Annotated in this window: 15 protein-coding genes; 7 read left to right on the forward strand and 8 right to left on the reverse strand. The window is 30.5% G+C overall.

What is annotated here, in order from left to right:
* A complete protein-coding gene (locus ACTG3V_RS08000) occupies positions 1-1,233 on the reverse strand; it encodes an ABC transporter permease (RefSeq protein ID WP_439131635.1) in 1,233 nt (410 codons plus the stop codon).
* Positions 1,234-1,235: 2 nt separating this feature from the next.
* A complete protein-coding gene (locus tag ACTG3V_RS08005; RefSeq protein ID WP_439131636.1) occupies positions 1,236-1,928 on the reverse strand; it encodes an ABC transporter ATP-binding protein in 693 nt (230 codons plus the stop codon).
* A 177-nt stretch (positions 1,929-2,105) separates the two neighbouring features.
* On the opposite strand from ACTG3V_RS08005, the gene ACTG3V_RS08010 reads away from it, so the two are divergent.
* Together ACTG3V_RS08010 and ACTG3V_RS08015 are read left to right on the forward strand one after the other, a co-directional pair.
* The gene (locus ACTG3V_RS08010; RefSeq protein ID WP_439131637.1) at positions 2,106-2,522 is read left to right on the forward strand and encodes a thiol-disulfide oxidoreductase DCC family protein; all 417 of its coding nucleotides are present in this window, start codon (positions 2,106-2,108) and stop codon (positions 2,520-2,522) included.
* A 149-nt stretch (positions 2,523-2,671) separates the two neighbouring features.
* On the forward strand, positions 2,672-3,328 hold the full coding sequence (locus ACTG3V_RS08015) for an HAD family hydrolase (RefSeq protein ID WP_439131638.1): 657 nt from the start codon (positions 2,672-2,674) through the stop codon (positions 3,326-3,328).
* 5 nt (positions 3,329-3,333) lie between these two features.
* Here ACTG3V_RS08015 and ACTG3V_RS08020 read toward each other — a convergent pair whose 3' ends face one another.
* The 3 genes from ACTG3V_RS08020 to ACTG3V_RS08030 form a co-directional block, all read right to left on the reverse strand.
* Positions 3,334-4,221, reverse strand: a complete 888-nt coding sequence (locus ACTG3V_RS08020) for a hypothetical protein (RefSeq protein WP_439131639.1) — start codon at positions 4,219-4,221, stop codon at positions 3,334-3,336.
* A gap of 27 nt (positions 4,222-4,248) precedes the next feature.
* A complete protein-coding gene (guaB, locus tag ACTG3V_RS08025) occupies positions 4,249-5,724 on the reverse strand; it encodes an IMP dehydrogenase (RefSeq protein WP_439131640.1) in 1,476 nt (491 codons plus the stop codon).
* Positions 5,725-5,823: 99 nt separating this feature from the next.
* Positions 5,824-6,543, reverse strand: coding sequence for a hypothetical protein (locus ACTG3V_RS08030; RefSeq protein WP_439131641.1), 720 nt, complete (start codon positions 6,541-6,543; stop codon positions 5,824-5,826).
* 243 nt (positions 6,544-6,786) lie between these two features.
* Between ACTG3V_RS08030 and ACTG3V_RS08035 the strand changes: the two genes are divergently transcribed.
* Complete coding sequence (locus ACTG3V_RS08035) at positions 6,787-9,018, forward strand: TonB-dependent receptor family protein (protein ID WP_439131642.1); 2,232 nt, start codon at positions 6,787-6,789, stop codon at positions 9,016-9,018.
* Positions 9,019-9,162: 144 nt separating this feature from the next.
* On the opposite strand, the gene ACTG3V_RS08040 is transcribed toward ACTG3V_RS08035, so the two are convergent.
* The gene (locus ACTG3V_RS08040) at positions 9,163-9,513 is read right to left on the reverse strand and encodes a 4Fe-4S dicluster domain-containing protein (RefSeq protein ID WP_439131643.1); all 351 of its coding nucleotides are present in this window, start codon (positions 9,511-9,513) and stop codon (positions 9,163-9,165) included.
* Between the two features lie 69 nt (positions 9,514-9,582).
* On the opposite strand from ACTG3V_RS08040, the gene ACTG3V_RS08045 reads away from it, so the two are divergent.
* The 3 genes from ACTG3V_RS08045 to ACTG3V_RS08055 all read left to right on the forward strand — a co-directional run bounded on the left by ACTG3V_RS08045 (position 9,583) and on the right by ACTG3V_RS08055 (position 12,828).
* Complete coding sequence (locus tag ACTG3V_RS08045; RefSeq protein WP_439131644.1) at positions 9,583-10,644, forward strand: acyl-CoA reductase; 1,062 nt, start codon at positions 9,583-9,585, stop codon at positions 10,642-10,644.
* Between the two features lie 74 nt (positions 10,645-10,718).
* Positions 10,719-11,792: a 3-phosphoserine/phosphohydroxythreonine transaminase gene (gene serC / locus ACTG3V_RS08050; RefSeq protein ID WP_439131645.1), complete on the forward strand. Its 1,074-nt coding sequence runs from the start codon at positions 10,719-10,721 to the stop codon at positions 11,790-11,792.
* Positions 11,793-11,880: 88 nt separating this feature from the next.
* On the forward strand, positions 11,881-12,828 hold the full coding sequence (locus ACTG3V_RS08055; protein WP_439131646.1) for a D-2-hydroxyacid dehydrogenase: 948 nt from the start codon (positions 11,881-11,883) through the stop codon (positions 12,826-12,828).
* 164 nt (positions 12,829-12,992) lie between these two features.
* Here the strand turns inward: ACTG3V_RS08055 and ACTG3V_RS08060 are convergent, their stop codons facing one another.
* A complete protein-coding gene (locus ACTG3V_RS08060) occupies positions 12,993-13,793 on the reverse strand; it encodes a TIGR00266 family protein (RefSeq protein WP_439131662.1) in 801 nt (266 codons plus the stop codon).
* 204 nt (positions 13,794-13,997) lie between these two features.
* Here ACTG3V_RS08060 and ACTG3V_RS08065 point away from each other — a divergent pair, with 204 nt between their 5' ends.
* Positions 13,998-14,150, forward strand: coding sequence for a hypothetical protein (locus tag ACTG3V_RS08065; protein WP_439131647.1), 153 nt, complete (start codon positions 13,998-14,000; stop codon positions 14,148-14,150).
* Here the strand turns inward: ACTG3V_RS08065 and ACTG3V_RS08070 are convergent.
* On the reverse strand, positions 14,147-14,602 hold the full coding sequence (locus ACTG3V_RS08070) for a DUF4442 domain-containing protein (RefSeq protein WP_439131648.1): 456 nt from the start codon (positions 14,600-14,602) through the stop codon (positions 14,147-14,149). The two genes, ACTG3V_RS08065 and ACTG3V_RS08070, sit on opposite strands and share 4 nt — an antisense overlap.
* Between the last annotated feature and the right edge of the window lie 214 nt (positions 14,603-14,816).

Here is a 14,816-nt window from a genome sequence, read left to right on the forward strand (position 1 = left end):
TTAATCTGCTCTTAATGCTACAATTGGTTTAATATTCGCTGCCCTTTTTGCTGGCACATAACCAGCAATTAGCCCTGATAAAATCAACACAATAGTTGCGCCTACAACAATACCTGTACTTACACTTGGGTCTTTAATAAAGTAATCTTCTTCTAAACTATTGCCAATTAAACTCAGTAAATAAGTCCCTAATGAAAGCCCTAAATACCCTGCCAAAGTGGTTATTAAAACTGATTCTTGCACAACCATACCTACTATAGATGATGGTTTAGCTCCTAAAGCTTTACGAATTCCAAATTCTTTTGTGCGCTCTTTAATTACAAAAATCATAATATTTGAAATACCTATAATTCCTGCTACTAACGTTCCAGAACCTACCAAAATTACAATGGCATATAAAACGCCCATAAATTGACCTACACCTTTATTTGCTTCAGCCATATTTCTAACAGAAAGCGCACTTTGATCATCTGGATGAATGTTTAACTTTTTACGCAAGTCTCGTTCCATTTTATTACCAAAAGCAACTGCTGCATCTAGACTTAAATTAGGATTATACCCAAAAGCCATTTGACTTATATAATCATTATTACCATAAATCATTTGTGCTGTACTTAAAGGAATAAAGGCTTTTCTTTCTTCATTATCCCCTCCTTCATCAGAAAAAATACCGATAATTAAGTAAGAACTTCCGTTTACGTTTATTCGTTTTCCTAAAGCAGGTCTTTCTCCAAATAAATCTTCTTTAATCAATCGTCCAATTACAATTACTTTAGATTTTTCTTTGATATCTCTTTCGTTAACATATCTACCTTCGTTAATAATTGTTTTTTCTATAAATTGATGATCAGGGTTGATAGCCATTACACTGTATGTACTAGCTTCATTTTTATATTTTAGAGTAAAATTTTTATAAATTCTTGCTGATTGATACTGTAATTTATTGCTATATTCTTCTTTTACAAAATTGTAATCATCATTTTTTAACTGAACCCTTCTACCTGTTTGCAATCCTTTATAAGGTATTGAGGTTTTCCAAACTCTAACAAACATCGAGTTTTGTGCATCATCTGCAAAAGCACCTTTAAAAGAATTACTTAACCCACTAACAATACCAAAAAGTAAGGTAAATAACAAAATAGCAAATGCCACTGTAAAACCAGACATTACAGAACGTAACCTGTTTTTATTGATACTTTGAAATATTTCTCGCCAACGATCTATATCAAACATATTTACACTGCTTTTGATGCCTTAGTTAATTCATCACTAATAATTACACCATCTTTTAAACGTACAATTCTTTTGGTTTGCTCTGCAACTTCTTCTTCGTGTGTTATCACAAAAACAGTCATGCCTTCATCATTAATGTCTTTTAATAAATCCATAACATTATCAGTTGTTGTTGAATCTAATGCTCCTGTTGGCTCATCTGCCAAAACAACTTTTGGATTGGTAACTAGAGCTCTTGCAATAGCAACACGTTGTTTTTGCCCACCAGAAAGCTCGTTTGGTAAATGATTTGCCCAATCTTTTAAACCTACTTTTTCTAAATAATCTAGAGCTACATTTAATCGTTCTTTTCTATTCATTCCTTTATAATACAAAGGCAGAGCAACATTTTCTAAGGCAGTTTTGTATGAGATTAAATTAAAAGATTGAAATATAAAGCCTAAAAATTTATTTCTTAATAATGCAGCTTTTTTCTCATTCATGTCTTTAATGAGCTTACCATCTAAATAATATTCACCTTCATCGTGAACATCTAATAAACCTACAATATTTAATAAGGTAGATTTTCCTGATCCAGATGACCCCATAATAGAAACAAATTCGCCCTCTTTTATGTGTAAATCTATTCCCTTTAATACGTGCAAAGAATCTTTTCCTATTGGATAAGATTTGTGAAGTTTTTCTATTCGAATCATGTGTTTGGTTAATTTTTACACTAAAGTATTCAATGCTATTGATTGCGGTTATTAATATTATGTTAAAAGCTTAATCATATAGTAGAATACACACATAAGACGTCTCATAACTTAAAATGTTACAACAATTTTAAAAAAAGATAATGTAATTTTGTTTTTTGTCTTTAATTATAGAAAATGATTGATATTCCTGCACATAAAAAACTAATTCTATTTGATGGCGTATGCAATCTTTGTAATACTGCTGTTTTAAAAATTATTAAGTACGATAAAAAAAACACGTTTTTATTTGCTTCTTTGCAATCTGAAGCTGGTCAAATGATTGCCAATCACTTGAATATTGATATCGGTAAAATAGATTCAATAATTTTATATGATCCAGGTGTTGCTTATGACATTAAAGCTACAGCTGCGTTAAATATTATGAAAGATTTTGGTGGAATATGGAACATAACCCAAATTGGTTTTTTATTACCAGAAGTTTTTAGAAACCACATCTATGATTTTATCGCGGCAAATAGATATAAATGGTTTGGTAAAAAAGAAAGTTGTATGATACCTAGCCCAGAAATAACTGCAAAATTTATTGAGTAATTTATAAATTTTTATAGATATTTTCTGTCATATTCTAAGTTTGTAAAAAACGAAATCAAGCGACATCAAAAGAAAAAAATTGTGTTTAGTTGTTATATGCTTCGTTGCTTGTTTACTTTTGTGTAATCTAATATAAATTTACACCTTAAATGATATTACCTGAAACATTACAATGCGTTATTTTTGATATGGATGGCGTTATCATAGATTCTGAAGAAATTCATAAAAAAGCATATTTTGAAACATTTAATTCTCTTGGAGTTGAAGTTTCTGAAGAATTGTACAAAACGTTTACTGGATCCTCGACCATAAACGCGTTTCAAAAATTAGTTGATTTTTTTAATTTAGATAACAGTCCTGAAGATTTGGTTTTAGATAAAAGAGCAAGATATGTTAACTTTTTTGAAAATGACCCTAATTTACAATTGGTAAATGGTGTAAAAGAGCTCATTTTACATTGCTACAAAAAAGGATTAACTTTAGTTTTGGCTTCATCTTCAGCTATGGTAAATATCAATCGAGTTTTTGATCGTTTTGATTTGCATCCATATTTTACTGCTAAAATTAGCGGTGCAGATTTAACCGCATCTAAACCGCATCCTGAAATTTTTGAAAAAGCTGCTGTGTTAGGTAAAACCCCAAAAGAAAACTGTATTGTTATAGAGGATTCTGACAATGGAATACAAGCCGCCAATGACGCAGGAATTTATGTTGTTGGTTATAAAAATCCTATGGTTTTAGATCAAACACTTAAAAACGCAAATGCTACAATTGATGATTATCGTGAACTACAAAAACTAATTTAGTAATTTTAATTCATCCCTATTTCATCAATAACACTATCTGAAGTTGGATTTTTTTGCTCTCTGATATCAAAATAGATAAATACAGTTACAATGGTTGAAATGATGTAAAAAACAAATTTTACCAAGTTAGCAAAAGCCAATAAAATTAAATAAATAGGATCTGTAAAATAATCAAAAAATTCAGTAGGATTTTCATTCTCTAGTACCACAGAGATATCAACCCCTTGATATAAGCTTATTGGCAGTTCTACAATAAAACTTAAAATTGCTATTAGAATTTGAACTATAAGTAAAATTCCAAAAGTTTCCCACCAATGATCTTTTATTAGCGTAAAAGAATAACCAATTGTATCTGAAACACTTTTATTTTGAAAAATTAAGATACAAATAGATAAAGATAATACTACCCCAAAATAAATACCTGGTAAAAAACAAAATAGGGCTCCAATAAATACAATCAACATCACTAAAAAAAACAAACCTACATAAGGCCAAAATTTTTCTTTAGTATCATTTTGTATTTCTTCATAGTTAACTATTCCTTTATTTTTTATATACGATTTTATATAGGATAATGAGGCTACTGTTACCAATGCGTAAGCAATTAAATACGAAACAACAATTGCCAAGAGAGGTAAAAAAATACCCGAAAAATTAAAGTTAAAATTTGGTTCAGATTCGTTAACATTTAAAATACCACTATAAAAATAACTTGACTCAATCAAGAAATATATTGCAGCAGCCACAGCTATAATAACAGGTACAATAGCAATTTTTATTATCGTAATAAAAAAAGGTTGCCACTCTGACCTTAAGAATTTAAAGGTGTCTGAAAGCATGTCTCCTAAACCTCTAACTTTCTTAAAGTTCACAAAATCTTGATTGTTCGTCATATCTTTTTCAATGGTAATTTTAAAAAACTATCTTCTACTATAGTTTGGTGATTCTTTTGTTATAGCTACATCATGAGGGTGACTTTCATTGATACCACTAGCAGTAATACGTATAAACTGGCCTGTTTCTTTTAAGGTTTCTATATCTTTGGCACCACAATATCCCATACCTGCTCGTAAACCGCCAATAAATTGATGAATACTTTCAAAAAGTTCTCCTTTATAAGGTACTCTACCTTCAATACCTTCTGGAACTAATTTTTTAATATCGTCTTCTACATCTTGAAAATATCGATCTTTAGAACCTTTTTTCATAGCTGATACAGATCCCATTCCTCTGTAAGACTTAAATTTTCTGCCTTCGTAAATAATAGTTTCTCCTGGAGATTCTTTTGTACCCGCCAATAAAGAACCCAACATTACACAATCTGCGCCAGCAGCTATTGCCTTAGGAATATCTCCTGTATAACGAATTCCACCATCTGCAATTACAGGAACTCCACTGCCTTTTATTGCATTCGCTACTTCTAAAACTGCAGAAAACTGAGGAAAACCAACACCAGCTACAACTCTTGTGGTACAAATAGAACCTGGACCAATACCTACTTTTACAGCATCAGCTCCTGCAGCAACTAAATATTGTGCTGCTTCTGGTGTAGCTATATTACCTACTACAACGTCTAGATTTGTAAATTTTTCTTTAACTGCTTTTAGCACTTTTACCACACCTTCTGTATGTCCGTGAGCAGTATCTATAATTACGGCATCTACTCCTGCATTTACTAAAGCTTCTGCTCTTTGTACAGCATCACCTGTAACCCCTAAAGCTGCTGCAACTCGTAATCTACCATAACTATCTTTATTGGCTATCGGTTTTTGAGTAACTTTAGTAATATCTCTAAACGTTATTAATCCTTTTAAAATATTTTCTTCATCAACAATTAAAAGTTTTTCAATTTTATGATTTTGAAGAATTAATTCAGCATCTTTTAAAGAAGTCCCAACGTCTGCAGTAATTAAGTTTTCACTTGTCATTACTTCTACAATTGGCCTGTTCTGATCGTGCTCAAAACGTAAATCTCTATTTGTAACAATACCTTTTAATTTGCCATTTTCATCAACTACAGGTATACCTCCAATACTATGTTCTCGCATATTATTTTTGGCATCTGCAACAACTGCTGTTAATGGTAAAGTAACCGGATCTAAAATCATACCACTTTCTGCACGTTTTACTTTTCTAACTTCTTGAGCTTGCTGCTCAATAGTCATGTTTTTATGTAAAACACCTATACCACCTTCTCTTGCAATAGCTATTGCTAAAGCAGATTCAGTAACAGTATCCATAGCTGCTGAAACTATAGGTACATTAATGGTAATATTTCTGGTAAATTTTGTTGAAATACGTACTTCTCTTGGAAGAACTTGAGAAAAAGCAGGTACTAAAAGTACGTCATCATACGTTAGACCTTCTCCTAAAATTTTATTTTGATGTGCTATCATGTTGCAATTAGAATATAATTGCGTGCAAATTTACAATTAAAAAATGACTTTTAACTGATAAAGCCCTTATTTTAATATTAATATGATATTTTTGAGTAATTAGCTTATTTTATCATATTGACTTTGCCAAGAATATTCGCTAAAATTTTTTCCTGAGCTGCCACAAAAAATAAATACTAAACCTACTACTCCTTTAAAATAAAACATAAACAGCATTAACAAATAACCAAATGAAGCTGGTTTTGTAAAAAAGATAGGATATGAAATTGCAGTAAGAGCAATGCTAAGAATAGCTAGTGTAACTGCAAGATTTTCAATATTTTTTATAGCCCAATATTTTAGTTTTCTAAAAGGACTAACATCATTTCCCCATTGATGAATTAAGTAGTAAAATCCATTTCCCATAGGTGCAAACAATAATGGATCGTCAGCTTTTTTAAGTTTAAAAACCTCCATTGGTGCTATAATTTTAAAGCCACCCAATTTTGTTTGGTGTTTTTTCTCTAATATCTGAATTTTAGAAATAGCTTCTGCAGGATATACATCTTTAAAATATACAGTATCTAAAAATCGAAGTCGATAATCAACACAAATTTTTTTAATATCTGTAATGTGAAAAATTGCTTTTGTATCTAACTTGTCAAAATCAAAATTATTCTCTGTTTTTGTTGGTTTTGAGTTTAGTTTATGCAAAATTGAAGTACCCTCAGACTCTGAATTGTGAAAGATATTTTTATAAAACTCTAACATATTCTCTTCCGAAATCCATTTACTTCTTTGTTGCTGTAACGCATTTTTTAAATTTATAGCTTCGAACATATTTATTTTTTGCGTTAAATTACAAACTATATCAATATTTTAAAAACGACATTTTAATTTTCTTTTATTTAAAATCAATTTAAATATAAAACGTCTACTTTTTTTTAATTTTTATGATAGCATTCTGATAAACAGATTACTGTAAATTTATTTTTATTTATTCTAAATAAACTTTTTTATAATGGTTTTAGCACTTATATTTGCACCCGAAATTCAAAATAATTTATAATTAATCTAAATAAAATGAATAGAATCATTATTGCACTATTAACCTTATTTACTGCAACTTACAATGCGCAAGAAAAAAAGAAAAAAGAAGTTTCTTTAGATTCAGTTCAAAAATTAAACGAAATAATAATTTCTACAAGTAAAATTTTTGGAAACAAATACATGGCAAAAAACAGAACAGGTTCAGCCTATTATTTATCACCAAAAGAACTTCAAAAATTTAGTTTTACAGATGTAAACAGAGCTTTGCGATCAGTGCCTGGGGTATCTATTTATGAAGAAGACGGATTTGGTTTACGCCCAAATATTAGCTTACGAGGTACATCTCCAGAAAGGAGTAGTAAAATAACCTTAATGGAAGATGGTGTTTTAATTGCACCTGCACCTTACAGTGCATCTTCTGCCTATTATTTTCCAACTATAGCAAGAATGGAGGCAGTTGAGGTATTAAAAGGAAGTAGCCAAGTACAATATGGCCCCTTTACAACAGGTGGTGCTATTAACATGATTTCTTCTCAAATTCCTACTAAATTTAGTGGAAAAATAAGAACAAGTTATGGAAGTTTTAACACGAGACAATTGCATTCAAAAATAGGAGGAAGCAACAAAATATTTGGTTATATGATTGAATTCTTAAACTATGGTTCTGATGGTTTTAAAACATTACCTAGTGGAAAAAACACTGGTTTTAATAAAAATGATGTTGTTGCTAAATTTGCAGTTAACCTTTTTCCGAATGCAAGTGTAAAACAATCTTTAGAGTTTAAGTTTCAATATTCTGATGAAGTGGGTAATGAAACCTATTTAGGTTTAAGTGAGGCAGATTTTTATGAAAACCCTTTCTCTAGATACGCTTCTTCGAATAATGATAAAATGACAACAGATCACACTCAATATATAATTACCCACAAGCTAGAGTTTTCTAAAAACATGCGTTTAACTACGACAGCTTACCGTAATAATTTTGCAAGAAATTGGTATAAATTAGACGCTGTAACTTTTAATGGAAATAGACAATCTATTGCATCTATTTTAGATGCACCTATAACCTTTTCAAATCATTTTGCTATAGTAAATGGTAGTGTAAACTCTAATGATGATGCTATCGCAATTAAAGCTAATAACAGAAAATATTATGCTCAAGGTATTCAAACAAAATTTGATTATCATTGGTACAAAGGCGATGTTTTTCATGATATTGAAGTAGGTTTACGATATCATTATGATGAAGAAGATCGTTTTCAGTGGGTTGATAAATATCGTATTTCAAATACTGGAAATTTAGATATAACAACAGCTGCAACTCCTGGTACAGATGCCAATAGAATTACAAGTGCTAAGGCTTTTGCTTCTTTTATCACTTATAAATTAAAGTACAATAATTGGACATTTACACCTGGTTTACGTTATGAAAACATTACTTTAAGTAGAGAGGATTTTGGTACGAATGATATTAATAGAACTGGTGTAAATTTATCAGAAAGAGAAAATTCGGTTGGTGTTTTTATACCAGGAATGGGGTCTAATTATAAATTTAATAACAATCTTTCTATTTTTGGTGGTATTCATAAAGGATTCTCTCCTCCTGGAAATCAAGATGGTCAAGAACCTGAAAAAAGTATCAATTACGAATTAGGAACACGTTTCAATTTAGCAGGAATTTCTGGAGAATTTGTAGGTTTTTTTAATGATTACTCAAATTTATTAGGAAGCGATTTGGCTGCAACTGGTGGAACTGGCTCTCTAGATCAATTTAATGCAGGTGAAGTTAATGTAAGCGGATTTGAATTATTACTAAATTACAATTTTGCAAAAGCAAATGCAAAAATTGCTTTACCGCTCTCATTTGGATATACGTTTACCCATACCGAATTCCAAAATAGTTTTAGTGGTGCTGAAAGTTTTTGGGGAACTGTAACTGCTGGCGATGAATTACCATACATTCCTAAAAACCAATTTAATATTGGTTTTTCTATGGAACATTCAAAATTTGAAATAAACTTAAACGCAAGGTATAATGGAGAGTTTAGAACGCGTTCTGGTATAGGTACCATACCTGACAATGAAAAGGTTGCTCAAAATTTTATAGTTGATTTATCTACAAAGTATTTTGTAACTAAACAAGTAAGCTTAACAGCAAATATTATTAATTTGTTAGATGAAACCTATGCTGCATCTAGAGTGCCAGCAGGTTTAAGACCTGGTCATCCTTTTGGGGCTTACGCTGGTTTTACTTTCAATTTTTAAAATTGTGAAGTTACTTAGTAACAAAACTCGAATATAATCTAATATTCGAGTTTTGTGATGTATAATTTGCTTTAAAAATAAGTGATAATAAAAAATCCTGAACACATTGTTCAGGATTCTAATTAATTAATTTCTTAGAAAATGTTAATCATTATGCATAAAAGATTGCTTTGCTAATAATTCTTCTTTCGTTTCTACAATATCTTCATTAGGCACACAACAATCTACAGGACAAACTGCTGCACATTGAGGTTCTTCATGAAACCCCATACATTCTGTACATTTGTCTGGTGCTATGTAGTAAATTTCGTCTGATATTGGTTCTTGGTCTTCATCAGCGTTTACAGATTTACCATTAGGTAAAACCACATTTCCGCTCAAATCTGTACCATCTGCATATTTCCAATCGTCTGCTCCTTCATAAATTGCGGTATTTGGACATTCAGGTTCACAAGCCCCACAATTTATACATTCATCTGTTATTATTATCGCCATAATTTGTTTTCTCTTTTTGTACCTTTGCTTTTGCAAAAATAAACCCTAAATCATTTACATCCAAAATAAATGACTAGTATTCAAGATAGAATTAACGCTTTCGTAAAATTAGGCACTTTTTTAAGTCAATTTTCTAACAAAAAAATTGAAAAAAAAGAAAATATTGAGCATAATGAACTTTTTTTTGATGGATTTCTGCATCAAATCAAATTAGCACAAGAATACAATTCTTGGTTTACAAAAGATAATATTTTATTTGCTTTAGAAAGTTGGTCTACCTCGTTAACAGCAGATAATTTAAAAAACTTTACGGCTTCTGTAACAGGTAAAAGCAATATTCCTAAAACTGTAGCCATAATTATGGCTGGTAACATTCCTTTAGTGGGTTTTCACGATTTTTTATCTGTCTTAATTTCTGGGCATGCTGTTTTGGTAAAACAATCTTCAAATGACAAGCATTTATTGCCTTATTTAGCGAAATACTTAGAATTTGTAGAAAATAATTTTAAAGGAAATATCAAGTTTACCGAAGAAAAGCTAACCAATTTTGATGCCGTAATTGCAACTGGTAGTGATAATACAGCTCGTTATTTTGAGTATTATTTTAAAAATAAGCCCAACATTATTAGAAAAAGCAGAAATTCAGTAGCTGTTATTACAGGTAATGAAACCGATGAAGATTTTGTAAAATTAGCTGATGATGTATTTCAATATTTTGGTTTGGGCTGCAGGAGTGTTTCCAAACTATATGTACCAAAAGACTATCAATTTGATCAATTTTTTAATGGAATGTATCAAAAAAAAGAAATCATAAATAACGCTAAATATGCAAATAACTACGATTATAATAAGGCTGTATATTTAATGAGTGAATTCGATTTGTTAGAAAATGGTTTTTTAATGATTAAAGAAGATGAAAGCTATGCTTCACCTATTGCCACTATTTTTTACGAATATTATGACAATGAAATCGATTTAAAAATAAAACTTCATCAGGATAAAGAAAAAATTCAATGTATTGTTTCCAAAAATTTTATTGAAAATGAAGTTGGTTTTGGAGAAACACAACATCCAAAATTAACTGATTATGCTGATGGTATTAATACTTTAGAATTTTTAACCTCAATTTAAATTTGGTTTTTGGTTGATTGTTTTTAGCTTATGCTTTCAACTTTTAAACTTTGAAACTTTGAAATTAAACTCAAATGAAAAAACATAATTTTAGTGCTGGCCCTTGTATTTTACCACAAGAAGTTTTACAAAAAGCTTCTGAAGCCATTCTCAATTTTAATGATGATAATTTATCACTGATAGAAATATCGCATAGAAGTAAACCTTTTGTAGCTGTAATGGAAAAAGCGAGAGCTTTGGCTTTAGAATTATTAGGCTTAGAAAATAAAGGATACACTGCCTTATTTTTACAAGGTGGTGCTAGCTTAGAATTTTTAATGGTTGCTTATAATTTATTAAATAAAAAAGCTGCGTATTTAAATACAGGAACTTGGTCTGATAAGGCCATAAAAGAAGCAAAAGCCTTTGGAGAATTGGTTGAAGTGGCTTCTTCTAAAGACAAAGGATATTCTTATATTCCTAAAGGATATTCAATTCCTAATGATGCTGATTATTTTCACTACACGAGTAATAATACAGTTGCTGGAACACAACTAAAGGAAATTCCTGAAACCAATGTGCCTTTGGTATGTGATATGAGTTCTGACATTTTTTCGCGTCAATTAGATTTTGAAAAATTCGATTTAATTTATGCAGGAGCCCAAAAAAATATGGGACCTGCAGGAACTACTTTGGTGATTATTAAGGAAGATGTTTTAGGAAAAGTTGAACGTCACATTCCTGCAATGTTAAATTATAAAGTGCATATAGATAAAGACAGCATGTTTAACACACCATCTGTTTTTGCGGTGTATGTTTCTATGTTAACATTACAATGGTTAAAAGATTTAGGGGGCATTCCGTTTATTGAAGAAGTAAACAACAAAAAAGCAACCCTTTTATATAATGAAATCGATAGAAACCCATTGTTTAAAGGTATTGTTGCTAAAGAAGATAGGAGCACCATGAATGCAACTTTTACTTTAGTTGATGAAACTCATAAAGAAATTTTTGATAAATTGTGGCAAGAAGCTGGCATTAGTGGTTTACATGGTCATAGAAGTGTAGGTGGTTACAGAGCAAGTATGTACAATGCTTTACCTTTATATAGTGTGCAGGCTTTGGTTGATGTAATGCAAGAATTTGAAAGAAAAGTAAGCAAATCCTAAACATCACAAGAGGAAGAAGTTCATACTCTCGTGAAGAAAACATGTTGTAAATAACAATTAAACTTATAAACAATTAAACAATATTTTAATGAAAATATTAGCAAATGATGGCCTTTCTAAAAGTGGAATTGACATTTTAGAAAAAGCAGGATTTGAAGTACTCAATGTACATGTTGCTCAAAATCAATTAGAAAATTATATCAATCAACATAATATTGATGTAATTATAGTAAGAAGTGTAACGCAAGTACAACAAGAATTAATTGATACTTGCCCTTCTTTAAAATTGATTGGTAGAGCTGGTGTTGGTATGGATAATATTGATGTTGAATATGCTATTGATAATGGTTTGCAAGTAATTAACAGTCCGTCTGCTTCATCTAGTGCTGTTGCAGAATTGGTTTTTGCACATTTGTTTGGCATGGTTCGTTTTTTACATTCTTCTAACAGGGAAATGCCTTTAGAAGGTGATTCTAGATTTTCAGCTTTGAAAAAAGCCTATTCACAAGGAGTTGAACTAAGAGGTAAAACTTTAGGAATTATTGGTTTTGGTAAAATTGGTCAAGACGTTGCAAAAATAGCCATTGGTTTAGGAATGAAAGTTTTGGCAACAGACCCATATGTTGAAAGTGCGCCAATAACATTGGAGTTTTTTAACGGACAAAAATCTACCTTTACCATTTTAACAACAGATAAAGAAGAGTTGTTAAAAGAAAGTGATTTTATTACACTTCACATCCCATTTCAAGAAGATTACGCTTTAGCAGCAGCAGAATTTGAACAAATGAAAAATGGTGTAGGCATTATAAATACTGCTAGAGGTGGTGTTTTAAATGAGGTTGATTTGGTTAATGCTATTGAAAATGGTAAGGTACAATATGCTGGTTTAGACGTTTATGAAACTGAACCAACACCTGCTGTACAATTATTAATGAATCCAGAAATTTCATTAACTCCACATATTGGGGCATCTACTTTAGAAGCTCAAGAAAGAATTGGTGTTGAGTTGGCACAACAAATTATTAAAATTTTTTAAGCCAAGATTTTAAAAGGAGAAGTTAAACCGAACTCACATTAATAAGTTTTTACTCGCTTCTTTTTTTTTATTGATAAGTTAATATCCTTAAGTCCAAATAAGCTATTTGTGCTTAAGGATACATAAATTATTTAGTACGATTTTTAAAACTTCATTTACAAAGTTTAAAAACGATTATCACCATCTAACATATTACCCAAACCGCCTAAAACACTGCCTTCTCCTCTACTTCCATTTCCGGTTTTGGGTGCCATTGCCAAAACACGACCCGCCAATCTACTAAATGGTAGAGATTGCACATAAACCGTTCCTGGACCTTTTAAGGTTGCAAAAAACAAACCTTCTCCACCAAAAATGGTATTTTTAATTCCACCTACAAATTCAATATCATAGTCCACTGTTTGTGTAAAACCAACAATACAACCTGTATCTACTTTTAAAATTTCGCCAGGTTGTAATACTTTTTTAGACATTGTTCCACCAGCATGAATAAACCCTAAACCATCTCCTTCCATTTTTTGCATAATAAAGCCTTCACCTCCAAACAATCCTCTACCTAATTTTTTAGAAAATTCTATACCAATAGAAACTCCTTTTGCAGCACATAAAAAGGCATCTTTTTGGCAAATAAATTTACCTCCAAATTCATTTAAATCAATAGGGATTATTTTTCCTGGATAAGGAGATGCAAATGAAATTTGCTTTTTACCAATACCATCATTGGTAAACACAGTCATAAATAAACTCTCGCCTGTTAAAATTCGTTTTCCAGCAGAAAATATTTTACCTAAAATACCTTTTTCTTGATTGGAGCCATCACCAAAAATGGTATTCATTTTAATTTGGTCATCCATCATCATAAACGTTCCTGCTTCTGCTACAACCCCTTCTTGAGGATCTAATTCAATTTCTACAAATTGCATTTCTTCTCCGAAAATCTTGTAATCTATTTCGTGTGCATTCATATTTGAATTACTTGGTGAATTATTTGGTATTCTATCTTGAAACATATTTCTATTTTAAATTATTACACTAAATATTGGACGGTTAAAGTTACACATTGTTACAAATCAATCGATAAAACAACAAAAAATTAATCTTTTTTTAACCTTGTAAACCTTATAATATTTTAATTTTGCATTGCAAAGTAATAAAAATAAAAAATTATTATGAAATACTTAACTCCAGAAATCGAAGCGCTCTCAAAAGAATATGAGGTAACCAAATCTCTAGCAAGAACTTCTGTTTCATGTGGAATTTTTCAAGATGTAGAGTACACTCAAAAAAGACCTCAACCATACATCAAAACTAAAAAAGATTAGCTTTTTACCTTTAAACTCCATTGGAATTTAAAATGAGAGACTACTAGGCCACTTTCATTAACTCCTTCAACTGTTAATATAATAATTTGACCTTCTTTTGTGGCTATTGATTTTTGTATAGCATTGCTTATTTCAGCACCACCTGAACAAGAAAATGTAATTCTTCCAGTGGCTTTCTTATAAAAATTAGCTTCTTGATGTGTAACTAACATCGAAACTTTTTGTTTAGAATCGCTAATGGCTTTCATCACCAAAACTCCAGTACTCATTTCAGCAGCCATACCTTGTGCAGCCCAAAACATGCTTTTAAACGGATTCTGATTCATCCATCTGTGTTTTATGGTGACAACAACTTCGTTATCGGTTATCGATTGTACTCTTACACCTCCAAAATAAGCCAAAGGCAATTTAAAGAGGTTAAATAAATTGACTTTAGTAGGTGTAAATTTCATCTAAAAATATTTATTGCTATCATAAAAACAAAAAACTTCATCTTTCATTTATTTAGTTTAGCAAGATAATCAATTTAATTAAACTCAACATCAGCAATAGTTTACCATCATTTTAAGAAAAATTAAAAGCAAATACAAATGTTAATAAAACGTTAATTATAGTACTATGTATTGCATAATACCTTTTTTAAGATATATATTTGCATAAGCAAGT

Origin of the sequence: Polaribacter sp., from assembly GCF_965660385.1 — a bacterium.
Classification (GTDB): domain Bacteria; phylum Bacteroidota; class Bacteroidia; order Flavobacteriales; family Flavobacteriaceae; genus Polaribacter.